26 protein-coding genes are annotated in these 24,019 nt (G+C 45.8%); 8 read left to right on the forward strand and 18 right to left on the reverse strand.

What is annotated here, in order from left to right; translation table 11 throughout:
• Positions 1 to 56 precede the first annotated feature (56 nt).
• The 3 genes from ABIE27_RS27665 to yyaC all read right to left on the reverse strand — a co-directional run bounded on the left by ABIE27_RS27665 (position 57) and on the right by yyaC (position 2,410).
• A complete protein-coding gene (locus tag ABIE27_RS27665; RefSeq protein WP_123065846.1) occupies positions 57 to 794 on the reverse strand; it encodes a DUF6483 family protein in 738 nt (245 codons plus the stop codon).
• 206 nt (positions 795 to 1,000) lie between these two features.
• Positions 1,001 to 1,792, reverse strand: coding sequence for an alpha/beta fold hydrolase (locus ABIE27_RS27670; protein WP_123065847.1), 792 nt, complete (start codon positions 1,790 to 1,792; stop codon positions 1,001 to 1,003).
• A 60-nt stretch (positions 1,793 to 1,852) separates the two neighbouring features.
• On the reverse strand, positions 1,853 to 2,410 hold the full coding sequence (yyaC, locus tag ABIE27_RS27675) for a spore protease YyaC (RefSeq protein WP_429352041.1): 558 nt from the start codon (positions 2,408 to 2,410) through the stop codon (positions 1,853 to 1,855).
• 213 nt (positions 2,411 to 2,623) lie between these two features.
• Here yyaC and ABIE27_RS27680 point away from each other — a divergent pair, with 213 nt between their 5' ends.
• The gene (locus ABIE27_RS27680) at positions 2,624 to 2,845 is read left to right on the forward strand and encodes a DUF1128 domain-containing protein (protein WP_123065974.1); all 222 of its coding nucleotides are present in this window, start codon (positions 2,624 to 2,626) and stop codon (positions 2,843 to 2,845) included.
• A 160-nt stretch (positions 2,846 to 3,005) separates the two neighbouring features.
• Here ABIE27_RS27680 and ABIE27_RS27685 read toward each other — a convergent pair whose 3' ends face one another.
• Complete coding sequence (locus ABIE27_RS27685) at positions 3,006 to 3,743, reverse strand: pirin family protein (protein ID WP_123065848.1); 738 nt, start codon at positions 3,741 to 3,743, stop codon at positions 3,006 to 3,008.
• 150 nt (positions 3,744 to 3,893) lie between these two features.
• Positions 3,894 to 4,898 carry an asparaginase gene (locus ABIE27_RS27690; protein ID WP_123065849.1) on the reverse strand — a complete coding sequence of 335 codons (1,005 nt, stop codon included), beginning with the start codon at positions 4,896 to 4,898 and terminating at the stop codon, positions 3,894 to 3,896.
• Between the two features lie 179 nt (positions 4,899 to 5,077).
• Between ABIE27_RS27690 and ABIE27_RS27695 the strand changes: the two genes are divergently transcribed.
• From ABIE27_RS27695 to ABIE27_RS27710, 4 genes are all read left to right on the forward strand, one after another.
• Positions 5,078 to 5,779 carry a phosphatase PAP2 family protein gene (locus ABIE27_RS27695; RefSeq protein ID WP_429352042.1) on the forward strand — a complete coding sequence of 234 codons (702 nt, stop codon included), beginning with the start codon at positions 5,078 to 5,080 and terminating at the stop codon, positions 5,777 to 5,779.
• A 131-nt stretch (positions 5,780 to 5,910) separates the two neighbouring features.
• Positions 5,911 to 6,168 (forward strand): GlsB/YeaQ/YmgE family stress response membrane protein, encoded by a 258-nt coding sequence (locus ABIE27_RS27700; RefSeq protein ID WP_090924488.1) that lies wholly within the window; start codon positions 5,911 to 5,913, stop codon positions 6,166 to 6,168.
• Between the two features lie 64 nt (positions 6,169 to 6,232).
• The gene (locus ABIE27_RS27705; protein ID WP_123065851.1) at positions 6,233 to 6,640 is read left to right on the forward strand and encodes a YtxH domain-containing protein; all 408 of its coding nucleotides are present in this window, start codon (positions 6,233 to 6,235) and stop codon (positions 6,638 to 6,640) included.
• 83 nt (positions 6,641 to 6,723) lie between these two features.
• Positions 6,724 to 7,089, forward strand: a complete 366-nt coding sequence (locus tag ABIE27_RS27710) for a DUF5665 domain-containing protein (RefSeq protein ID WP_123065852.1) — start codon at positions 6,724 to 6,726, stop codon at positions 7,087 to 7,089.
• Positions 7,090 to 7,112: 23 nt separating this feature from the next.
• Here ABIE27_RS27710 and ABIE27_RS27715 read toward each other — a convergent pair whose 3' ends face one another.
• The 11 genes from ABIE27_RS27715 to ABIE27_RS27765 all read right to left on the reverse strand — a co-directional run bounded on the left by ABIE27_RS27715 (position 7,113) and on the right by ABIE27_RS27765 (position 19,379).
• Positions 7,113 to 8,132 (reverse strand): magnesium transporter CorA family protein, encoded by a 1,020-nt coding sequence (locus ABIE27_RS27715; RefSeq protein ID WP_429352043.1) that lies wholly within the window; start codon positions 8,130 to 8,132, stop codon positions 7,113 to 7,115.
• Positions 8,133 to 8,267: 135 nt separating this feature from the next.
• Positions 8,268 to 9,041 carry a sigma-70 family RNA polymerase sigma factor gene (locus ABIE27_RS27720; RefSeq protein WP_090924486.1) on the reverse strand — a complete coding sequence of 258 codons (774 nt, stop codon included), beginning with the start codon at positions 9,039 to 9,041 and terminating at the stop codon, positions 8,268 to 8,270.
• On the reverse strand, positions 9,038 to 9,490 hold the full coding sequence (gene rsbW, locus ABIE27_RS27725; RefSeq protein ID WP_123065854.1) for an anti-sigma B factor RsbW: 453 nt from the start codon (positions 9,488 to 9,490) through the stop codon (positions 9,038 to 9,040). The genes ABIE27_RS27720 and rsbW overlap by 4 nt, the downstream gene beginning before the upstream one ends.
• 18 nt (positions 9,491 to 9,508) lie before the next feature.
• Positions 9,509 to 9,847, reverse strand: coding sequence for an STAS domain-containing protein (locus ABIE27_RS27730; RefSeq protein WP_090924484.1), 339 nt, complete (start codon positions 9,845 to 9,847; stop codon positions 9,509 to 9,511).
• An 87-nt stretch (positions 9,848 to 9,934) separates the two neighbouring features.
• Positions 9,935 to 11,611: a response regulator gene (locus ABIE27_RS27735; protein ID WP_123065855.1), complete on the reverse strand. Its 1,677-nt coding sequence runs from the start codon at positions 11,609 to 11,611 to the stop codon at positions 9,935 to 9,937.
• Positions 11,612 to 11,627: 16 nt separating this feature from the next.
• Positions 11,628 to 12,500, reverse strand: a complete 873-nt coding sequence (locus ABIE27_RS27740) for a CheR family methyltransferase (RefSeq protein WP_090924482.1) — start codon at positions 12,498 to 12,500, stop codon at positions 11,628 to 11,630.
• 69 nt (positions 12,501 to 12,569) lie between these two features.
• A complete protein-coding gene (locus ABIE27_RS27745) occupies positions 12,570 to 16,295 on the reverse strand; it encodes a response regulator (protein WP_429352044.1) in 3,726 nt (1,241 codons plus the stop codon).
• Positions 16,292 to 17,461, reverse strand: coding sequence for a PP2C family protein-serine/threonine phosphatase (locus ABIE27_RS27750; RefSeq protein WP_123065857.1), 1,170 nt, complete (start codon positions 17,459 to 17,461; stop codon positions 16,292 to 16,294). Before ABIE27_RS27750 ends, ABIE27_RS27745 begins: the two co-directional genes overlap by 4 nt.
• Positions 17,462 to 17,826: 365 nt before the next feature.
• A complete protein-coding gene (locus ABIE27_RS27755) occupies positions 17,827 to 18,171 on the reverse strand; it encodes a general stress protein (RefSeq protein WP_090924479.1) in 345 nt (114 codons plus the stop codon).
• A 93-nt stretch (positions 18,172 to 18,264) separates the two neighbouring features.
• Positions 18,265 to 18,798 carry a hypothetical protein gene (locus ABIE27_RS27760; RefSeq protein WP_429352045.1) on the reverse strand — a complete coding sequence of 178 codons (534 nt, stop codon included), beginning with the start codon at positions 18,796 to 18,798 and terminating at the stop codon, positions 18,265 to 18,267.
• Positions 18,799 to 18,869: 71 nt separating this feature from the next.
• Positions 18,870 to 19,379: a DUF948 domain-containing protein gene (locus ABIE27_RS27765; protein WP_123065859.1), complete on the reverse strand. Its 510-nt coding sequence runs from the start codon at positions 19,377 to 19,379 to the stop codon at positions 18,870 to 18,872.
• A gap of 221 nt (positions 19,380 to 19,600) precedes the next feature.
• Between ABIE27_RS27765 and ABIE27_RS27770 the strand changes: the two genes are divergently transcribed.
• On the forward strand, positions 19,601 to 19,765 hold the full coding sequence (locus tag ABIE27_RS27770; protein ID WP_090924476.1) for a DUF1328 domain-containing protein: 165 nt from the start codon (positions 19,601 to 19,603) through the stop codon (positions 19,763 to 19,765).
• Between the two features lie 376 nt (positions 19,766 to 20,141).
• Positions 20,142 to 20,636, forward strand: coding sequence for a hypothetical protein (locus ABIE27_RS27775; protein WP_123065860.1), 495 nt, complete (start codon positions 20,142 to 20,144; stop codon positions 20,634 to 20,636).
• 104 nt (positions 20,637 to 20,740) lie between these two features.
• Here ABIE27_RS27775 and ABIE27_RS27780 read toward each other — a convergent pair whose 3' ends face one another.
• Positions 20,741 to 21,670 (reverse strand): cation diffusion facilitator family transporter, encoded by a 930-nt coding sequence (locus ABIE27_RS27780; RefSeq protein ID WP_123065861.1) that lies wholly within the window; start codon positions 21,668 to 21,670, stop codon positions 20,741 to 20,743.
• Positions 21,671 to 21,915: 245 nt separating this feature from the next.
• Here ABIE27_RS27780 and ABIE27_RS27785 point away from each other — a divergent pair, with 245 nt between their 5' ends.
• Positions 21,916 to 22,104: a hypothetical protein gene (locus ABIE27_RS27785; RefSeq protein ID WP_090924473.1), complete on the forward strand. Its 189-nt coding sequence runs from the start codon at positions 21,916 to 21,918 to the stop codon at positions 22,102 to 22,104.
• A gap of 110 nt (positions 22,105 to 22,214) precedes the next feature.
• Here the strand turns inward: ABIE27_RS27785 and ABIE27_RS27790 are convergent, their stop codons facing one another.
• Positions 22,215 to 23,840 (reverse strand): ABC-F family ATP-binding cassette domain-containing protein, encoded by a 1,626-nt coding sequence (locus ABIE27_RS27790; RefSeq protein WP_123065862.1) that lies wholly within the window; start codon positions 23,838 to 23,840, stop codon positions 22,215 to 22,217.
• Between the last annotated feature and the right edge of the window lie 179 nt (positions 23,841 to 24,019).

The raw sequence follows: 24,019 nt of genomic DNA on the forward strand, positions 1-24,019 counted from the left end.
ATAAGTTCAGCGATCCGTTCGGTTATTCTTCTGTTACAGATAAGCAGTAAGTTGAATTATATATTTTTACGTTCTTCATCGTTCACTTGCTGACGTTTGGTTTCCAGCGCTGTAATCTGTGCCAGCCCCTCTTCGACCTCATCCCGCGGCAAACCGCCCTGTTCAAGTTGCTCATCTGTAAGTTCCGTCAACCTCTGATAAAAAGCTCTCGCGTCTTCTTCATACTGTACCGGATAATCCGTATCAAGATGCATCAATCTGTACCAGCCATTCTCGGCCGCATCATATCTGCCCTGTTGCTCCCGGTATAACGCAAGTTGCTTCTCCGTTCGCGCAGGAAGCTCATATCCCTTAATTTGCTCTATGATTCCTTCTATACGGTCAGGTACCTGTAACAACTCGCGATTAGCACCATGATTCTGGGCATACAGGTAAAAATGTAACGCTCGCATTAAACGAACAAGCGCCGCATCCTCTGCATCCAGTTTTTCCTCATCATCTATGCCTTCGACTCTGGCTTTCTCGTGATAGATATATGCTTCTTCCTCAATCAGTCTCGCCGCTTGCTGCAGATTGTCTACCTCAATGACGCCGCGAAAACGGAACATCTCGATCACATCCTCTGCTGGGAGAGAGTTAAGCAAATTGAGATTCATGCCAAATTGCCTGCGCATCAACTCATCCAGTTCAGACAAAGCCTCCGTATGTTTACGTTGCTGTCTAAGCGTAAAAGCCTTGCCAATTGCCTCTGTCATTTCCTCCATCATGCGGAGCAGATAATCCTTCCTGAACATCGGTGCGCCCCCTTATATCTTCACTCATTTATCGCATACTTTATATCGCGTATTCATATGATTTATTTTAATTCATGCCGTAAAAAAAAGCGAAAATCCGGCTTCCCCATACTCCCGAAGCCGTTCAGCAAACACCTCAAAGCCCCTGCCTGTCCACATGGACACACAGGGGCTTCATATACAAACTCGATTGAGTGATCTTATGGTTAGTCGGACAATCCCGTCATAAACTGTTGAATCACCTGAATCAATTGTTCCGGCGCTTCATACATACTCATATGTCCTGCGCCCGCAATGGTGGCCTGCACAATATGAGGCTTGTCACTTGTGAAGGTTCGCTCCGGTGGAATCAGCCCATCCTTCTCTCCAGCCACAAGTAATACTGGAAGCGGTGTGGCAGACAACACATCACGGCGATCTGGACGTTCACGCATAGCCAGTGCCGCACCAACCGCACCTTGAGGAGCAGTTTGATAACCAATTTCCTTCACACGATTCACATGTGTCGACATTGATTCAATATGCTCTGGAGCGAACAGACCCGGTACCAGCCCGTCCACAAAATTCACAATGCCTTCAGTCTGAATCGTAGATACTGCACGTAAACGTTTCTCCTTCGCTTCCTCACCGTCCGGATACGCTGTTGAATGGATCAAACCGAACGCGTTAAGTCGCTCCGGATGGTGCTGCGCAATGGAAAGTGCAATATATCCGCCCATGGAATGTCCCAGAATTACTGCTTTTTCCACGTCTAACTCATCCAGCAATTGCAGCACATCATTGCCCATCTGTTCAATCGTGTAACTGCCTACAGGTGCATCCGTTTTGCCGTGCCCACGCAGATCAGGTACGATACAACGATAGCTACGGGCCAGCTCCGGCACTACTTCATCCCAATAGGATGAACTACCGCAGTAACCGTGAAGCAGTACAAGCGTTTCTCCCTTACCCTGCTCAGCATAACAAATCGTTGTTCCATCACACATCACTTTTTCCATATTAATCCCTCTCTCTGCGCGAATGTAATATTTCAGGTTGTATATTATTAAGCATTCATCTCATGAATGAAACGTTTCTTTTGTTTTCCATGCCTCCGTTACCGCATCGGCAATGGTTTGAGACATGCCCATGACCAAGTACAGCGAAGTCATCTGCAAAATCGAATAGGGTCTTGGGCCGTTGACATTCACTACCGCTGCTACACTGTATTCTCCAACAGGCGGCAAATTACCACCAACGGATTGGGCAGGGCGCAAAGATGTTCCCGATACATAGTATGTCCCGGCAGCATCTTTTGGGCCCAAACATGCATCTATTGCTATAACCGTATGGTGTGCCGGAATCTGGGCCACTCTCTTTTCGAGAGTGTCTGCATCACAAGGAGCTGCCAGTGTACCGATGACATGAGGTATGCCGCACTCCTCCAGCAAAGTCCCCGTCATCGGTCCAAGTGCATCCCCGGTCGAGCGATCTGTACCGATACATAGGAACGTAAGCTCGTCCAGCTTATGAAGCTTGGAGATCTCCTTGAAAAAAAGGGCCATCTTGTCTCCAGGCACGCCTTTGCGTATACCTCGACTCTGTTGCCGGACAAGTTCCCGTTTGTATAAGGTCAAACTGAATTCCCTCCTTGTTACACACGAATATATTGGACAATCCTAGTGTTATCTTTATTTCCAGTCGTTGTGATCTATTCTCATATTGTAACCGATGCTCCATTCTCCCGCAAAATCATTGGCTTGTCCCCTTCCACTCATGCTACAATAACAGAAGTTCCGTGTGGACAAGCGAGTAACCCATCTCCGGAGATGGAAAGGATGAAGTTAACGATGGATTTAACACAAGCAACAGCAGAAAATATGGAATATATGATTGAAGCAATCAAAACCAAGCTGCGGATGGCCAGTGGTGCCGCGATGCAGGCTTCAGCGTTCCCACTTGAGAAATATGAAGATTTGCAGGATTTGTACGAAATGGTGATGAGCAAAGAACATTTGAGCATCTCCGAAGTAGAAGCGGTCGCTTCTGAACTCGGCAAACTCCGCAAATAAACTTCTCTCTAAGTTTTATCTTCACACCTGACACAAAATGAGCAAAAAAAAGGACCTGTCTTACATCAGAACACTGATGCAGGACAAGTCCTTTTGTATTGTTAGTCTACTTTTTAAGTTTACACATTGGCTTGTTCAGACCTTGTTCATGTCATCTCCGTCAAGGAAGATCCACAAGTACAAACTCGGCAGGCTCGCTGCCTGTACTGGTCATTTGTAAATCACAGCTTTTACGGATGCGAGCCGCGTCTCCGGGCTTGAGATTAAAGTTTCCATCGGAACACTGAATTTCCAGATGTCCGTTGATCAGGAACAAATGCGTACGACGCTCCTCATGTTGCGGAAACATTAGCTTCTTTCCCGACTCCAGCTTGGACAGATAACAGGTTACATCCTGAGCGATGCGGAGTGGGTCTTCGTCTATGGATTCATCCGATGGACCAGAGGCAGCTGACACAACTGGACAAAGTCGGTTGAGATGGGCAGACTCTTCTATTTTTCGATAAGCATAAGATGGTTTCAGCATTCGCTGAGAGGGCAAAAACCACATTTGCAGGAAACGTACCGGTTCATCCGTGGCTGGATTGGTTTCAGAGTGCTCTACGCCTGTACCTGCACTCATCACCTGAACTGTCCCGGCTTCCAGCAACTGTTCTGTGCCCATACTGTCTGTATGTTTAAGCGTACCTGATATCACATAACTGACAATTTCAAGGTCGTGATGTGGATGTTTCTTAAAGCCTTCTTGCGGCATCAGTATGTTGTCGTTGTGGGCTAACAGACAGCCAAAGTGAGCATTGCTTGGGTCCTCATAATCCGCAAAGGAAAAGCTGAATTCGCTGTGTATCCAACCGCGATCCGACGTGTGTCTTTCTTCCGATGTCACTACTTTAATCATATTCATCCACCTCCAGAGGATTGGAACTGCCTTATGGCAATAATCCATGCGTGTTCAAAATGATATAGGTCAATACCAGTTGGTATGTGATCTTTACCCGGGGTCCGGCCATTTTAATCACGTTCCTTCTAAAGGTTATACACTATATTTTCATGAGTGGAGCACGAATTCACTATCCATCCGTCCGACAAGAGTCCCTGCATCATTACGTATGTCTGAAGGAAATACTTCTGCCAGGCGGGCAATCGTTTTCGGGTTGGAATAGTTCAGTTGCTTCAATATCGATTGTGCAATGGAAGCCCATTCTTCCTCAGAGCCATCCAGCACTTTAAAGGTGATGCCCAGTCTTTCTTTCTTCAGCGCAAAACCAAATACACCCTTAAATCCGCCCTTAGCGACAATATTGTCGTCCTCCAGCAACACCGAATCCACGCGATTCGTGCCACCGACCATAAGAGGGTACTGATTCATCGCAGCAGTAATGGTCTCCACAGCGATGCGTGTGGATTCATCCTCAATGAGGTCAGGACATGCAAGTTTGAGATATGCATTGGCCAGTGCAGACAGAGGCAGCGAAAATACTGGGAAACCACAGCCATCCGTTCCTAATTGAATCTCTTTTTCTTCAATGCCTGCGAGACCTGCCAGTGTTTCAAGGATTTCCCGTTGCACTGGATGATCTGGCTCGGCATAGCTTCCCAAATCCAGTTTTCTCATCTGACTATAGCCCAGAATGCCCAGATGTTTACCCGAACAGTTATGCAGTATTCTGCGTTTCTCTCCTTGCGCCCGCAACCAGTTATTGCGGCTTTCTTCATTAAGCGGATAGCTTGGCGCACAGATCAGACATTCCTCACCAACTCCGATTTTATGAGCCAAATGCTCCAACACTTGAATATGCTCCGGCTCAGAGCGATGTGATGAAGCCATGATCGCAATCTCTTGTGGTTTAAGACTATAATGTTCGCCTATTCCAGCCCGAATCCCTGGAATCGCTTGAAACGGTTTGGCCGATGAACGTGTAAACGCTCTGAAATGAGGATCACCAGCCGAATATACAACCCGGCCATGCTCATCCGTAATACATATGTGTCCGTAGTGAGCGCATTCCATCACGCCTGCACGGTATTCTTTAACTAACAGGGCACTCTCCATGCGTGTTTCTCTCCTTCATACTCCCAAATTCATCTCTGCTTTGCTTCACGGCGCCGCATGGGATATCCTCATTAGTATAGTACAAAAACGACGTTTTTACAGTTTTTTCGACAGTTGTTTCGGGTAAAGATTTATCAGCCTCACTGAAACAATACAATTTCTTGAAGGAGATACCGCTTATGTTGCGCAATTCTCAACATCTCTCATCTGGACCATCTCATGTGATGTCTTTGCAATCTCTGCTGAAATACATCCTGATTGGTTCACTGCTAAGTTCGGCTACTGTATTATTATTAGCTGGTATCGGAGCCTGGCTGGGTCTGGAACGTTTAATTCGACTGGACACTCAAGTTCAGCAAATATTTTATCTCCATTCGCAATCCCGTCTGTCTTTGCTGCCATATACCTCCTTCATTACGGCACTGGGTTCATTTAAAATATCAGCACTCGCCGCAGCAGGTTTCGCACTGTTATGTTTCCTGCAGCGTCATTCCAGAACGACGATGTATGGTTATGTCATCTGCGCAAGTTTTGGAATGATGTGGATTTTGAATACGCTATTGAAGGAGATCTTCAGACGTAGCAGACCTGAGCTGGATCATCTTCTCGTTGTGCACGGATATAGTTATCCCAGTGGTCATGCCATGATTTCGATGGGTTTTTACGGTATGCTTTTTGTCATCTGGGCCATCGAATGGAAGGAACGGGATGTACTTAGAAGATGGCTTCCTGTCATTTGCGGTATTCTGTTTATTCTGTTGATCGGCGTAAGTCGGGTTATGCTCGGGGTTCATTATCCTACCGATGTCTTTGCCGGATTTGCCGCCGGATTTGTCTGGATCTTATGCATGGTTCCGGGAATAAAACGATTCGCTCCGTGATTCATTTCCTTCAATTTCCATTTTATTCAAAGGGCAGTTAGTTGTTTCACCATGTTGCACGGCGTTTATATACGAAGTAAGCAAACGCGAACAGACAACATCCTGCATCAAGTTGAAAGGAGGCGGTTGTTATGTGGGGCATTATTATCAGCATTGTCATGGCGATCATTATCGGTTTGATTGGAGATGCACTTGCCGGTCATAACATGCCGGGAGGCGTGATTGGTGCGATGATTGCCGGATTCGCCGGAGCCTGGCTGGGAGCACTTTTGCTTGGTAACTGGGGACCGGTTATCGGTAACTTTGCCGTCATTCCCGCCATCATTGGTACAGCGCTCTTTGTATTCTTGCTGGGGCTTGTGTCCAGACTGCTAAGACAGGCTGCCTGATTCGGGTTAGATGGTGTTCGTTGTTTCGTATCTGTTTCTTAAATTAACGAAGGAGTGATTAGACATGAATAAAGCAGAAGAGCAATATCCTGTACAAAGTGGTTCAACTTTCGCCAAAGGCATTTTCATCGGAGGTTTGCTGGGTGCGGCAGCTGCCCTGTTATTCGCCCCTAAACCAGGACGCGAATTGCGTGGTGATCTTTCCGAAAAGGTAGGCATGGTGACTGACCGTACAAAGGAAGTGGCCACTGTTGTTGGTGACAAAGCTTCTGAAATTGCCAAAACGGTATCATCCAAAACGTCTGATCTGGCAAGAACAGTAAACCAAGGTCGCAATGACGTTATGGATTCCGTGAAAAAAGCATCAGCAGATATTGCTGAGGAAGCAACACGTGCATCTGAAGAAGTGGCTGCCGCTTCCGCAGAAGCCAAGGAAGACGCACGCAAAGAATTGAACTCGACCAGCCTGTAAAAGCTGACGAGTTCGAGCGATGAATAGCCAGCTGCATATACAGCTGGCTATTTTTTATCCAAGTGAATGGAGGAATCACCAATATGAGTAAGGTTACGATCAATGGGAATACGCCAGTGACTGGAGGAACGCCTGCACAGCAGTATGACACCAGTGAACATCCTTTTGAATTGCGTCACGAGGTCAAACGGCTGAACACACGGCTCGACCAGATTGCTGACAGTCTGGAGAGGGCTCAGATCAAAGACATCATTGAAAATTATAGCAGTCCCAAGAAACGAATCATTACCAACTTTACAGCAGGTATGGCTCGTGGACTTGGATTGACCGTTGGTACGTTTGTTGTGCTCGGTTTGCTTGCCTTCATCCTTAGCCAATTCGTCAATATGCCTATCGTGGGCCAGTATATCGCCGACTTGCTCGGTTACATTGAGGATTACAAAAAATAAAAGAGGAACCGCCCAGTCTGTGACTATCGCGGTTCCTCTTTTCCTCTGTCCCGTTTTTCCCGAGCGGAGGACTGTGCAGATTTCACTTTTAACAAATCCCCTGTCCATCCTTTCATCATCATCCATATATACATGCTGATCATGCTGCAGATGATCAGTGTAATAACAAGCACGACTCCCCATGTCTTGTCGATCAGAGGCAAATTCTCGAAGTTCATCCCCCATATAGCACCGGCGGCTGTTGCTGGTGTAAACACGGATGTCACAATCGTCAGCGTCTTCATAATTTCGTTGCCGCGAACGCCTGAAATCGCGTTGTCTATCGAGATTAAGGTATCAATCTCCTTTTCATAATGCTGGAACAGGCACTCCATTCGTTCAACACGGTACTGAAGTTGCTGATAGAAGCGATTCTCTGTAATCTCTTGGAGATAAGCTTCCCGGGAAGCGGCCATTAATTCGGTGTAAGGAATAAACAGATTACTCCAGTACAGCAATTCGAAGCGCGCTGCCAGAATCTGATCCATTAATGTCCGCGCATTCCGTGATTCCATTCTCCGTTCCAGATCACGCAAATTCATCTCAAAATGATCCATTCCCACATGATAATAATGCAATATGGCCCGAAAAAGCACAAACATGCCTTCTCTGGCCTGTGTACATTGTTGCAGCATTTGCATTCGTTCACCCGATTTCATAATGCCCCTTGTATTGTCGTCCAAATTGAGCGTGACCAAATTGAACTTATCAACATAAAAAAACATCTGATTATCTCTTCGTTGATCTTCTCTCTCATTTTTGACAGCATATAAGAAGGAGCCAAAAATAACCGCATCTGTGCCATTAAAATAACGAACGGACAAGTAGTTCGATTCAGCTTCCGGTATTTTGCTTAGCCAGTATTGCATCTCTGGAAATGCCTGTTCCAGATCACGCAGTGCACTGTTCATACTACTAGAATCCGGAGCTACCCAATCCCACCATTGCCAATCTTCGGAGCAGGATAACTGATCACGCCGAGCTTCCAGTTTGATTTGATCCACCTGACATTCCTCCTGACATATTTGTTCCATTCCGCCAAGTCTACCCCTCAATGAATTCAAAAAGGACACGTATGCAATCCAGTGCAATACCGTGTCCTCGTCAATCCGTATTGGGGCAACAATTGGAATAATGGTTCATAGCAAAGAAGCGTTAGACATAATCTGCTTCAGTTTCTCCGTAGCCCTTTTCTGAATCCGGGAGACACTCATCTGCGAAACACCCAGTTTCTGGGCTATAGCCCGCTGTGACTGTCCATCCTGAAAGGCTAAAATAAGTACTTTTTGTTCTTGCTCCTTAAGCTGACCTAATGCCTGCTGTAAATCCATTCGTTTTTCCACCGAATCAAAGTCATTCACGTCCGCGCTGATTAGTTCACCAAGTGTCGCAGCACTGTCATCCTGAGATAATGGAGAATCCAGTGAAACATAGTGGTAGCACTCCCGGCCAGCCAGAACTTCAATCGTTTCCTCCGGTGTAAGATCCAGGTACTCAGCAATCTCATTAACCCCGGGTGAACGTTCCAGCTTTACCGTCAGCTCATCAATGGCATGTTGCACCAATGCCCCTTTTTCTTTGATTCTTCTCGGTACTTGAATGTACCATGACTTATCCCGTAGATAATTTTTCATATGACCGATCATACTTTTCATCGCATACGGTTCAAATGGAATCCCCAGATTGATATCGTATTGCTTCAACAATCGGATCAAAGCCATTTGCCCCGTCTGGTACAGATCCTCATATAGATCCGGTCGATTTCGGGCAATTTTACCCGCAGCCATTTTGACCATCGGTTCGTACTTGCGGATAAGAACCGTAGCGATTTCATTGTCCTGTGTTTGTTGGTATTCCCAGATCAAACCAATCGCTTCAGACATGGACTCTGGGGGAGTCACTTTCTCATTCATACTTTCTCCTCACTTTTTGCAAGACGTTTTACGAGTACTACTTTCGTACCTTTGCCCGTCTCACTTTCAACACTGACATCATCCATCAAGGCTTGCATCAGGTAGAACCCAAGTCCGCCAATCTGAGCGTCTGTCAGTTCTTTGTCATGAAGTCCGGAACGTAATGCGGCTGGGTTCACATTCTCGAAGCTGGAACCCTCGTCTTTGACAGTGATCGCGAGCATCTCACCATCTACTTCAAAAACGACTTCCACCATGCCGCCTTCATGAGAGTAGGCATACAATACGGAATTGTTGCAGGCTTCGGACACAGCAACCTTCATATCCTCAATGTCTTCATAAGAGAATCCCATTTTGGACGCAACACCATATAGATTAAGTCTTACAATATCCACATATTCAGCTGTCGCCGGTAAATTCAGCGTAATTCTTTGGACTTCTGCATTCATTCCTTTTTCGATCCTTTCCTATTGGGAATTCTTCTGTGTAACAAAGAATTTGGCTATACCCGTCATATCAAAAAGTTTCTGAATTTGCGCAGGAACTTCCTGTACTTCAAAGCGAGCTTCCATTCCATGTCTAGCCTTGAGAACAGATAACAGGATACCAATCCCTGTGCTATCAATGTACTTTAGATCTTTCATGTTAATAATCAGATCCTGCTCCTTGTTGTCCACGAGCGGTTCCATTACCAAACGGAAGTCAGGAGCAACCGACAAATCGAGTTCGCCAGTCAGATACACTGTGCATACACCGTCATGTGTCTCGGTTCTTGCGTTGAATTTTTCATTTTTATTTGTATTCATTAGACATCTCTCTCCTGATCAATGGTTTCCTTACCTTATAACCCAACTTACGCACGAGTGAAACAGGAAACATAACTAGTAAAAATTTCAATTCGCCTGATTCATCGCTGAACTACCCGGATGGATAACCTGGCGTTTCTTCTGGAAATGGGAAAGTTTCTGTTTGACACTACCCATTTTTACCGGCTTGCTGATATAATCATCCATTCCCGCCTCAGTGCAGCGTTGCTGTATGCCTTCCATTACGTTAGCTGTCATGGCTATAATGACAGGTTGTTGCTTCTGAGGCACGCTTGCTCGTATTCTTCTCGTGCATTCCAGACCGTCCATCACTGGCATCTGTAGATCCATAAAAATAAAGTCATATGGCGACGGATTTTCCATCACCATGTTCAGTGCTTTCTGCCCATCTTCCGCTATATCTGAAAGAAGTCCAAGTTTGTGCAACATGATGGCCATCAACTTCTGATTGATCGGATGGTCATCCACGATTAATACAGTTGCATGTTTGTCTTCATGATTAACGTCTGTCAGCTTCTCTTCGCCGCTGCCCTGAACCAGTTCCGTTTCAATGTAACGCTTGGCCTGAATGGTAAACACGAAGGTAGCCCCCCGCTTTTCAGAGGTATCCAGATAAATCTGCCCACCCATCATTTCGACCAGTGTTTTACAGATCGCAAGACCAAGGCCAGTTCCACCATACTTTCGAGTCATGGACGTATCGAGCTGAGAGAAAGGCTGGAACAAGCGATCCACTTTCTCAGGTGCGATGCCTATACCTGTATCCTTGACAGCAAACTCCAAAGACATGTTTCCGTCCTTCTCTTCGTTGACGGAGACAATGAGATACACACCGCCCTGATCCGTAAACTTCACTGCGTTGGCGATCAAGTTCAGTAACACCTGACGGAGGCGTGCCATATCTCCATAGATTAACTCCGGCACAGCATCTTCAAGGAAAAAATCCAGTTCCAGACTTTTCTTACCTGCTTCTGCAGCGAACAAACCAAGCACTTCACGTATACAGGAAACCAATTCAAATGGATGCTCCTCAAGCTCCATTTTGCCAGACTCCATCTTGGTAAAATCAAGAATGTCATTAATTACCGTGACGAGTGCATCGGCACTGCGGCGAACGATATCCACATATTCCTTCTGATCTTCCTTCAACTCGGTTTCCATCAACAGGTCGACCATACCAATGACTCCGTTCATCGGCGTACGGATCTCGTGGCTCATCATTGCCAAAAACTCCGTTTTGGCATTAGCCGCAATCTCGGCTTCTTCTTTGGCCTGCACGAGCTGCTGATTCATCTTCTCCAGTTCCTGCGTCTTCTGATGAAGCAACATGGTCTGTGTTTTTAGTCTTTTGTTTGAGATAAACATCTCCACAAAGCCCTCGATTTTGGACTTCAAAATCTGGGGAATAAACGGTTTGACCATATAATCAATGGCTCCGGCTGAGTATCCGGCAAATAAATGCTCAGCCTCTCTGCTATTCGCAGAAATAAAGATGATGGGTACATCCTTGGATTTGTCTCGCGCCTTGATTAATTTTGCCGTTTCAATTCCGTCCATCCCAGGCATCTGTACATCAAGTACAATGACCGCAAATTCGTCTTTGAGCAGACAACGGAGTGCCTCCTCTCCGGAATTTGCCTTGACGAGTTTATATTGCTCTGATTCCAGAACCGCTTCGAGCGCAAGCAGGTTCTCAGGGCGGTCATCTACCAACAATATGTGGATTGGTTCATTGAGCCCCATAGCTAAGCCTAACCCCCTATTTGATCTTCCGGTATATTTTTTCGGTCCGGTCTAACGGCTCATAGGCATCACTATATTCTGTAAAATGAATGGATTCTTTCGATCCTAGAACTAGTATGCCGAAGTGGCTCAAGCTCTCATGAAACAGCCCGTGCACATGATTCCGCAGCTCATCGTTGAAATAGATCATGACATTGCGGCAAAAAATAACGTTAAACTCATTAAATGATCGGTCCGTTGCCAGATTATGCTCGGCAAAGATAATATTTTTCTGAAGAAACGGGTGAAATATAACAGAATTATATTTCGCTGTATAGTATTCGGAGAAGGCTTTTGTGCCCCCTGCCTCCAGATAATTTGTTGTAAACAACTTCATTTTCTCGATTCCGTATACGCCTTCCTTGGCCTGTTGCAGCGAGCGGTCATTCATATCTGTTGCATAGATTCGTGCCTTGTCATACAGACCTTCCTCATGCAGCATAATCGCCATGGAATACACTTCTTCACCCGTAGAGCAGCCTGCATGCCATATCCGAATATAAGGATAGGTTCTCAGAATAGGAATGATCTTTTCCCGAAACATACGAAAAAGCGATGGGTCGCGGAACATTTCCGTTACCGGAATGGATAAATTCTGTACGAACCGTTCAAACGATGAACGGTTGTGCAGTACCTTTTCCTGCAGCCCGGATATGCTTTTCACTCCTTCCGCATGCGCATAATGCCATATTCTTCGTCTTAGGGATGGCAACGCATAATTTCTGAAGTCATACCCATACAAACGATGCATTCCTTCCAGCAGCAATTCAATCTCGATCAATTCCCGTTCTTCATCTTGCGGTATACGGATCGTATCTGCTCCCGTCTCGTTAGGTTCCCACGGTGTCATAACTTCTCTCCACTTCATCTTTGGTTACTTGCGTATGCGTTATTGTCCTTCATTACCCAAACCATACGCTTACGAATACAGCCATACCCGCATTAATGATAACAATTGATCGGTTTGAATCGGTTTTTTCACATAATCGGATGCTCCAGCTTCGATACATTTCCCACGATCCTCCTTCATCGCCTTGGCTGTGAGCGCAATAATCGGCAATTTATCAAATTTCGGGTTCTGTCTGATCCGTGTCATCGCTTCGTATCCGTCCATCTCTGGCATCATCATATCCATCAGCACCAGATCAAACTCCGGATTTTTCTCGAGTGCCTCCAGCGCCTCACGACCGTTCTCAGCAAATGTAACATCCATGCGGTACCCTTCAAGCACACTGGATAATGCAAACACATTCCGGATATCATCATCGACAAGCAATATTTTTTTACCTTCGAACAAGGTCTCTTTATTATGAAGCTTCTGCAAAATACGGCGTTTGTCCTCTGGCAGATTGGCTTCTACCCGATGCAGGAACAAAGTCGTTTCGTCCAATAATCGCTCCGGTGACTTCACGTCTTTGATAATGATCGATTCCGCATATTTACGAAGTTTCAGCTCTTCCTTGGAATCCAGCTCTTTTCCGGTATAAATGATGATTGGCAGATCATTCAGATATTCATCATCCCGAATCTGATCAAGCAGTTCGAAACCTGTCATATCCGTCAGCATCAGATCCAGTACCATACAATCGTAACGCTGGCTGTGCAATTCATTCAGAGCCTCTTGCCCTGTAGAAACAGCGGTGATAGCAACATCATCATGACCGATCAATTCAATGATTGCTTTGCGCTGAGTCTCATCATCTTCAACGATGAGCAATCGTTTTAATTGATTTTCCATATAGGATTCGATATGGGAGAATGCTTTATCCAGCGAATCTTTGCTGGATGGTTTTTTAAGATACGCAATGGCCCCCATCATCAACCCTTGTTTCATATCATCGACAACCGTAATAACATGCACCGGGATGTGACGTGTTACGGAGCTGCTCTTCAGCTCACCCAAGATCGTCCAACCATCCATTACAGGCAGCTGAATATCCAGGATGATCGCATCAGGCAAGTATTCACGAGCCATCTCCAGTCCAGTATCTCCCTGAAGGGCAACCAATGCCTTGAAGCCCCGGCCTCTCGCCATATCCATCAGAATATGGGCAAACTTCACATCATCTTCGATGATCAACAACGTTTTGTCACCTTCTGTGATGGTGTTAACATCGTCTTCTATACGTGTCAGCTCTGCACTGCGGGCAGGCGATAATTCAGCCACACGACTTCCTTCCGGGTCAGACGCAAGAATGGATTGTTGCGGAGTACGGACAGGTTTAATGTCGTGCACCAGCGCTTGCTGTTGTTCTGAAGATACCGCTGCTTCTTGTGTTGCTTTTTCCTCTGCCAATTCGGCCTCTTCATGATTATCCGGCAGGAACAGGGTAAAGGTGCTTCCCACTCCTTCTGAGGATTTCACCTGTATTGCGCCACCAAGCAGACGTGCCAATTCTCGGCTAATCGATAAACCAAGACCCGTACCGCCATATTTACGACTTGTCGTACCGTCTACCTGTTGGAACGCTTCGAAGATCAGATCCGTCTTGTCAGGTGGAATGCCAATGCCGGTATCTTTGATGCTGAATCCAAGGTATTCCTGGTTCGTATTCAGATATCCCGGCAATTCCTCTGGCTTCATACGCTTGGCAATCAGACTCACCGAGCCACGGTTTGTAAACTTGAATGCGTTGGACAACAGGTTTCTTAAAATTTGTTTCACCCGATGACTGTCTGTATAAATCCATTCCGGAAGTGAGCGATCAAAATCAATATTCAGATCCAGTTCCTTCTTGTTGGCCATCGGGCCAAAGTTCTGGGTGACAAAGCTGGTTAACTCATCCAATCGGACGGTTTCGTAGTTGATATCCATCTTGCCTGCATCTACTTTCGACAGATCAAGAATCTCATCAATCATCTTCAGCAAATCTGCACCTGACATATAAATGGTTTGTGCATATTCCTGCTGTTTGCTGCTGAGATTGCCATCCTTGTTCTCCGACAATAACTGAGACAATATGAGCAGACTGTTCAATGGAGTACGAAGTTCATGCGACATATTCGCCAAAAATTCTGACTTGTACTTACTGGTCATCGACAATTGCATCGCCTGTTGTTCCAATTGTGTCTTCGTTTTCTCAATTTCATCATTTTTCTCTTCCACTTCACGTACCTGCTCTTCAAGCGCACGCGTTTTCGCAATCAGTTCGGTATTGAAATGTTCCAATTCCTCCTGCTGACGTTGCAACAGTTCCTCCGAACGTTTAAGCGCATCCGTCTGTTCTTCCAAATTTTCATTGGAACGGCGCAATTCCTCCTGTTGTGTCTGCAGTTCCTCGGATTGCACCTGTAACTCTTCCGTAAGCGCCTGGGACTCCCGCAGCAATTCTTCCACACGAAGACGTCGCCGAACATTATTGAGAATGACGCCCAAATTCATAATCAACTGACCAAACAACTGCTTGTGCATCTCATTAAAACCTTCGAAGGAAGCCAGCTCCACCACACCGATCAATTCGTCTTCGAACACAACCGGATAGATCATAATTCCTGCAGCCCGTGCCGATCCAGAAGCAGAACCGATGCTCACATATTGGTCAGGTGTATGATCCAGCACAATTGGGCTCATATCCAGTGCAGCTTGACCAATCATGCCTTCCCCGATCCGATACATTTCTTTACCAAGCTCTCCATTCTCTTCAAAAGCATATGAACCATAACGTCTCAGTTCATCCGGATGCTTCTCTTCGTCAATCAAATACACCACACCCAGCTGTGCACCAAGCACAGGTGTAAATTCACTGATAAACATCTGGGAAATTTGACGAATGGAGCCGATGCCCCGCAGAAGTTCAGGCACTCTCGCAATGTTGGAACTCATCCAGTTTTGATCCTGCTGAGCCTGCACATAGGCTTTCTCGATCTCCAGCTTCTCTTCCAGGTCGTTAGAGACTTCTTTGAACACATTGGCAATTTGACCGATCTCATCGGTGGACTTGATTTGAATCCGGCGGATGGTTTTATATCGACCTTTGCCAAAACTCGTAATCATCATCGACACTGTATTCAGCCCACGCGTAATACTAGGAAGCACCCACAGGATGACTCCCAAGGCAAGCAGTAATCCCGCGACCATAATGCTAATCGTTATCTGAACCGCTCTGGTATATGCAGCGTTGGCATCTTTGATCTCGGCGTCAATCTCCTGATCCTGATAACGAGACAGGGCATTCAGACTATCCACCGCCTCCTTCTGAACGGCAAGTCCAGTAGAGTTGCGATAGTTGTTAGCATCCTCCACCCGGCTCTGGGACATCAGATTGATGACTCTTGTCGCATAATTCGTATAAGCATCCCAAGCATTATTCACACGATCCACAAGTTGATGCTCCGTGGCTGTATCTGCGCGATCCCTTACCTGCTCCAGATAACGGACACCTTTTTCCTTCATTTCCTTCAGATTTGCTTCTGTCGCGCTGACCGAATTGCTCGGGTTTAACAACAAGTTAGCTACCACTTTAGCAATATCATTGACTTCTCCACGCGCCGCGGAAGTAAATCGCACCTTAAGATAACGTTCCTGATACATCTGATCGATCTGTTTATTACTGCTGTTAAGCCGCTCATAGCTTACAAAAGTAAGGGCAATCATAATGGCCATCAAGGCGGTAAAACCAATCAGCAGTTTATTTCTGATTTTCATTCCGTTACCGCCCCTTTATCTAGCGTAATCCACACGAGACACTTGTCATCGTCCCGTTCCGGATTCAATTCATCATTGAAGAATAACGCCTGCATTGCCTCTTCATTCCATGCATGGGAGCCTTTTAATTGCTCTTTCAGGAATTCCAACTGTTGCTCCTGATCCCCCTGAACGGCTTCAAGCAAGCCATCCGTATACATCGCAATATGTCCATCGCCTTCGTAATGAATGGTCTGCGGTTCAATATCCATTTTGTCGAATAATCCGACTGGGCAGCATACGCTGTCAAACGAAGTTACACTGCCGTCATTACGGAAAAATAGAGCTGGAGGATGCCCGGCATTTACATAATCAATCCGTTTCATACGCGTGTCTACAACTAAATAGATTGCTGTAAAGTAGTACTGCACCAGTTGTTTTCCCAGATTCAACTGGTTAAAGCGTCGATTTAACTCCTGGATAACCTTCTCTGGGTCTACATATGTCGTCACCGTATCCTTAAGCACAGACGCGATAAACATTGTAAACAGCGATGAAGATATGCCATGCCCCATCATATCCAGAAGCAGAACCCCGTAACGTCCCTCTCCAAGCGGGAACCAGGAGTAAAGATCACCTGCGAGCTCGAAAGATGGTTTATAGATAGCGTGCACCTGGAACAACGGATCTTCGATGGCATGACTCAGCACAGCACTTTGCACCATCGCTGCCAGTTTAAGCTCATCCTGAATTCGCTGGTCACGCTCCTTGTGCCAGTCTTTCTCCTGTTTCAGACGTAGCGCCAGCCGAATTCGGGCCATCAATTCCACTTTATTGATCGGCTTCGTTACATAGTCCGATGCACCTGCATCGAGTGCCTCTGCCAGCTTCTTGGAATCACCAATCGCAGTTACCATAATAATCGGGATATCTTTCAGATTTTCATATTTCTGTACAATACTGCAAGCTTCGATGCCATCCATTTCAGGCATCATCATATCTAGCAAGATCAGGTCAATATCCGACGGCTTGGGACGCAGTTCGCTGTTATCTTCACCAATTCCCAATACTTCGAACATCTCCATAGCTGAGCTTGCTGTCACAATATCGCGGTAATTTTCTTTTTTCAAAATTTCTCGAATGATAATGACATTCGTCGGATTGTCGTCAACAATAAGTATTCTCATTTCTATCTCCTTATCTTTGGCGTCCGGGTTTGTCGATAGTTATCTATTCAACGAACAACCTTATTTATACAAAATTTGCATCCAGAGCGGGCAGTAGACATAACAATTCCTAGTCTAACTATAATGATAAATCCAGAAAATGACTATCAGCAAATCAAACCATTAGAGGTAGCTTTCCCTTGATTTTATGGTTTTTGCAACGGTTTATACCGGGGGCTTTTGCCCATGACGGGGGCAGAACTTGCAAAAACATAGATAAGGAATGGGGTTAACCCCATTCCTTATCTATGTTTTTGATTAAGCCTGTCCCGGTTCATCGCAGGGCCTTATCTCGATATAACACTCCTGCGTTCAGGATGTACATATTAGTCTTTCTTTTTGGCAATGATCAGTACCTTGCCTTTATCCAATTCACTTTCATAGAAATCAGCCTCGGCTTCGGTAAAGCCCATCGATACGATTTTGGCCCGAAGTTCGTCACCGCGTGAACGGAACAGATTCGCCATGGAATCAAATAAACCTTCCTCCTTGATGCCAATCTCGTTAGCATCTGCGGTATCAGCAATACGATCTGTACGATCCTTCTCATGGGCAAGAACGAAGATATGATCAGCTAAGTATCCAGTAGTCTGCAACTCTTTCACCGCTTCTACTGCTTGAACTCCGTTTTCTACCACTTTGGCATACGCCTGTGCATTGGTTGAATTCATCGTTTCCACTCTCCTCTGATTAATCTTCTTTATCGAGCTCTTATAGTATATAACCATACTATTTTACGTTGAAACGTAGGTTGGATTAGAATCTCAGAAAACCGTATCGTCGAAAAAGTCAACACCTTCAATCTGGTCAGAACCCGGTTTCATATACACTTTGATTGCGTAATGGCCCCGAAGAAACACCTCGCCATCCTCAGCAACAGTATAAGGCTCGCCCAAGACTTGATGAATTGCATCAATCTGCATTGGGATAGAATTTCCATTCAAGTTCAAGTCATCATGCGAACCATCGACATGGATGAACTGAATCATGTCTGTATCTTCACAAATCCCCACATTCACATGACGAAAATGATATTCCGGGCATCCCATATAAGGATCTTCTTCGATGGCAACTGGCTGACCTAACTCGGTAAATAATTCATGCTTTCCATCCTCTAGTGAAACGCCATTCAGAGTCCGAAACTGCTCGAACGTCTCGGAACGATCCGCAGCCAGAGTCATCTGTGGCTGCTGCTCCTCCATTACCGTCCACTGCATGTCGTGAGCAGCTGGTGTTGCTGCCGGTTGAACGGAAAAGGGAGAAATTACGCTAAACATGGTTACTAGCAGTAGTTTCATCATGATTCTCACCCTTTCATCAAGTTCATCACCGCCCTGAAGGCTTCACCCATTTTCAGAAAGCAGTCATGTTATTTACGCATCCGTTGCCACACATTAGCGGCAAGATCAATATAATTCATCCAGTTCTTCCCGCCCTTTGTTTTATCCTGATATGTAGCTTCATAGGATTGCACGGTGCGCTCCGCAGGCGTCGCAGGCGGAGCAGTTACCTGATTGGATTCAGACGGTTTGCCTGCTTTTGCTTTGGTTGGTCTCGTCTGAAATCGGGTCATCAGTGTGGTTGACACCTGCTTGGCTGCTGCCGTTACTTCACTCAGAACTTCTCCCAGATTCTCAACGGATTCCATTACCGGGTCAATCTTCTTCATTTTGTGCTGTACATCAGCCGTAATGTCATTGGCATGTCGTACCGTCTGTTTTACTTCATAACTGAGTTCATCAATCGTTTTTTGCACTTCCTGCAGTGTCTGAGAAACATTGTCCAGTGAGCTCTGGGCAGATTTTAATGTGCGAATCAAAAAGAAAACCAGTACAGCAAATGCCACTGCAATTAGGGCCACGCTCAGTTGATAGATCATAAAAGAACCTCTCTTTCCATGGTTGCGTTCGGTTTTGTTATTGCTATAGTTACCCGTCGCTTTCCCGGGCGAAACAAAATAAAAATGGTCCTCCAGCGACGTATAGAAGAAGAAAAAAACACCATGTTTCAAGTCATTTGACCTCGGTTAAGGTTAGACTACACAGGGCAGTGAGACACATCGTTCACGCCGTATCCCTAAATACGAAAGGATGAATTCTCATGTTAAAATGGTCAGTCATTTTTCTGATTATCGCGCTTGTCGCCGGAATCTTTGGATTCTTCGGAATTGTTGAAGCAGCTGCTTCAATTGCAAAAGTATTGTTCTTCATCTTTGTTGTACTCTTTGTCATTTCCCTTATTACGGGACGAAGCCGAATGCGATGAATGCGGATGTCTGAATCTGATGATTGCACTACATACGAAAGCCGATGATGCCTCTAGGCATGTCGGCTTTTGTTGCGTTCCAATACAGGTACACCTACCTATTTTTCTATATTTATGTATTACACTCCCTCCTGCTTTATTCCAAGATAAACCGCCGAAGAGTTCTTAAAAAACAGGACTTTAATGATATAGTCAGCCCGATTTTATGCCTCGTAAGTCTGATTTTTACAGGCTTTCTATATACCCACATATGCGCCAGTTGACTCTGGAGGAACCAAGAAAAAATTGTTATAATTTGTGATTCATAGGTGAGCTTGCTTGGTTACTTTTAACACAGGACACCAAAACTACATATTTAACCGAGGAGGAAAAACAAATGAAAAAAATCGTAAGTTTTGCCGCTGCTTTAACATTGATGGGTTCCATGGCTGCCGCTGCAGGTGCGGAGGAAGCGGTTACCGGCACGGTAACACCAACAACTTCCGGTACTGAAGCGACTACGACTACACCGGCAACAACAAAACCGGCTGTAGAAGTAAACAAACCTGCTGTTCAGACTGTTGAAGGCAAGGTAGAAACCGTAACAGGTAGTACTTACAGTGTAAATGGTAATAATCCTGTTCCTGGGTCTGACTTAATGTTCGAAGAGCCGCTTGTAAAACCGGGTGACGAAGTTGTAATGCCAACCATGCTGCTCAACTTGCTGGAACGCACATGGTTCTATGATGCGCCAAACGGTAAACCGATCGGTGCTCTGAGTGCGCAAGTCGTTGATACAACAGGTGAAATTGTTGACGGATTCGACGGCGGCGAATGGGTTCAAGTTTACACTTGGAAAGGTAAAGCCTGGATTCACGTTGCAATTCAATAACATCGTATAATCGTTTCTAACATAAGTAAAGAGGACAGTACGCGACATCGCGTCTGTCCTCTTTTTGATGTATCTATTTTGTGAAAACGCCCGCTTCAATTGAATTATGACCGGTGAGCTTCTCCAGATCGTGGCTCGACATGTACATGAACATGCATAATATTATGCGAACGTTTCAGTCGTTCCTCTACCTGATTACAGATTTCATGTCCTTCCACCAGCGTTAATCCCCCGTCCACTTCGATGACCACATCCACCAGAACATGGCTGCCATGTACTCGTGCCTTCACATCTTTTATCGTTTCTACACCAGGAACCCGGGCAACGGCTGATCTCAGATCCGTTAATTGCTTTTGATCAAAGCCATCGGTAAGCAGATGCGTCGAATCACGGAAAATTTCCCAGGCTGTCTTACAAATCAGCAGACCTACAAGGATGGCAGCTACTTTATCCAGCCAAGGGAGTCCGAATTGTGAACCAACGATGCCAATGGCAGCACCGATACTCACCCAAGCATCAGAACGGTTATCTTTAGCCGCCGCGAGCAATGCCTGGCTATTGATTTTTTGGGCTAGACGCGAGTTGTAGCGGTACACCCCCAGCATAACCACAGCACAGATCAAAGCTACGCCGGCCGCCCAGAGGTTCGGAGCAGTGTAATCACCTGCATACCAGGATCGGACTGCCTCAACCAATACCTGAAGTCCTACAACCGCCATAATAAATGAGGCAAGTAATGCCGCGATCGTTTCGGCCCGAAAATGACCATAGGCGTGATCCGAATCCGGCGGTTTTTGCGAGATGCGCAGGCCGACTAATACTGCGACAGACGCCACAATGTCCGTAGCATTATTGATACCATCCGCAACCAGAGCGCTGGAAGCAAACAAATATCCACAGATCAGCTTAAATGCAGACAAAACGAGGTACGCCGCGATGCTGATCCAGGCTCCCCGCTCTCCTTTACGTATTTCTTCATAAGCGTTCAAGGGGACGACACTCCTTTTCACGATTCCAATAACTAGTTTTTCCATAGTACCAAATGCAAGCCGTGTGGGTCTATAGAAACAGTGTTGCCGGGTGGCAGGGCTGTAGGCAAGCCGAAACAAAGTTTCCAAGAGGCATGGCTTTAGTGATGAAGAAACAATGTTGGTTCAGGTAAAACTGGTGGAAAGCGGCATTTTATCAGGTTGCCCTTGTGACGCCTTTATAAAACGTATAAAATGAGTACATCCCGTCCAAATTGGACGGCTTACTGTAAGACCGGGAGGGATATATTATGAGCGAAAATAATGAACCGAAAAAGGTTAGCTTGCAAGACGCGATCCGTCAAAAGCTGGCACAAAAGAAAGAGCAACAAAACTCCGGCAACCAATCCGGTGCTTACTTTGAGGGCGGCCCTAAAGCCATGAAGAGCCAGAACAACAAAAAGCCGAACAACCAGCGTCGTCGTACAGGCGGATCTTAGGTTTAAGGTTTACTGGAGCCATTCAGCCGCAGTATAACAACACACAAAAAACCGCAGGCCCTCATGGAGGACCTAGCGGTTTTTTTGTGTGTTCTTATTCGAAAACGAGATTAAGCTTCAACAGGATACATCTTGTTCCGCAGCTCTTTCACTTCTTCGCTTTCCAGATATTCATCATAGCTCATCTGACGATCGATGAGACCCGTAGGCGTAATTTCGATGATACGGTTTGCAATCGTCTGGATGAACTGATGGTCATGGGAAGTGAACAGCATCGTGCCATCAAAATCGATCAAGCCGTTATTCAGCGCCGTAATGGATTCGAGATCCAAGTGGTTCGTTGGCTCATCCAGAATGAGAACGTTCGCGCCAGTCTGCATCATTTTCGCGAGCATACAGCGTACTTTCTCTCCTCCGGACAATACACTCGCTTTTTTCAAAGCTTCTTCCCCGGAGAACAACATACGGCCCAGGAAGCCACGCAGATACGTTTCATCCTGATCTTTGGAGTACTGACGAAGCCAATCCACAAGGCTCATCTCTACACCGTCAAAGTATTTCGAGTTATCCTTCGGGAAATACGCTTGAGTTGTGGTTACACCCCAAGTGTACTCACCACTGTCTGCTTCCGTTTCACCCATCACGACATCAAACAGTAACGATTTAGCATTACCGTTCGGGCCAACAAAAGCAATTTTGTCTCCCTTGTTCACCACGAAGCTGATATCGTTTAGCATATTTTCGCCTTCAACAGCTTTACTTACACGGTCAACCGTAAGCAGCTGTTTACCCGCTTCACGTTCAGGCTTGAAGTTAATGAACGGATATTTACGGTTGGATGGACGAAGATCATCCAGCGTAATTTTGTCGAGTTGTTTCTTCCGGGAAGTCGCCTGTTTGGATTTCGAAGCGTTCGCGGAGAAACGTTGAATAAAGGCTTGCAGCTCTTTAATCTTCTCTTCTTTTTTCTTGTTGGCATCCCGCTGCAACGCAAGCGCCAATTGGCTGGACTCGTACCAGAAGTCGTAGTTACCTACGTACAGCTGGATTTTACCAAAGTCGATGTCTGCAATATGCGTACATACTTTGTTCAGGAAGTGACGGTCATGGGATACTACGATGACAGTACCTTCATAATCCATCAGGAAGTTCTCGAGCCATTGAATGGATTCGAGGTCCAAGTGGTTGGTAGGCTCATCGAGCAATAAGTTGTTTGGACGGCCAAACAACGCTTGCGCAAGCAATACGCGGACTTTTTCGTTACCGCTAAGCTCTACCATTTTTTTGTCGTGCATATCGCGATCAATTCCGAGACCGATCAGGAGTGCTGCTGCATCCGGCTCAGCGTCCCAGCCGTTCAGTTCAGCAAACTCACCTTCAAGCTCACCTGCACGTAATCCATCTTCTTCCGTGAAATCTGCCTTCGCATACAAAGCATCCTTCTCTTTCATGATGGAATACAAACGGGAGTGACCCATAATGACGGTTTCGAGAACCGGGTACTCATCATATTCGAAGTGGTTTTGCTTCAATACGGCCATACGTTCGCCCGGGGTGATGTGCACCTCTCCCGAGTTGGCTTCAATCTCGCCGGACAAAATTTTCAAAAATGTTGATTTGCCGGCTCCGTTCGCACCGATCAGGCCGTAACAGTTACCTGGCGTGAATTTGATATTCACATCTTCAAAAAGTGCACGTTTTCCGTAGCGGAGCGTGATGCCGCTTGTACTGATCATTAAGCATACCATCCTTTATTGGTTAATCTGCATACTGCATGAATAGCAACCTGCGTAAATCATGGATTCAATATCCGATGCCTATTCTGGCACCATATTATAACACAAAAAAGCGGCAAATTCGAAAATCAGCCGCTTTTTACGGATTAAAGTTTTGGTAAATATGCTGTTCATGCACG

The sequence above is a fragment of the Paenibacillus sp. 4624 genome, assembly GCF_050435065.1.
GTDB lineage: Bacteria > Bacillota > Bacilli > Paenibacillales > Paenibacillaceae > Paenibacillus > Paenibacillus amylolyticus_D.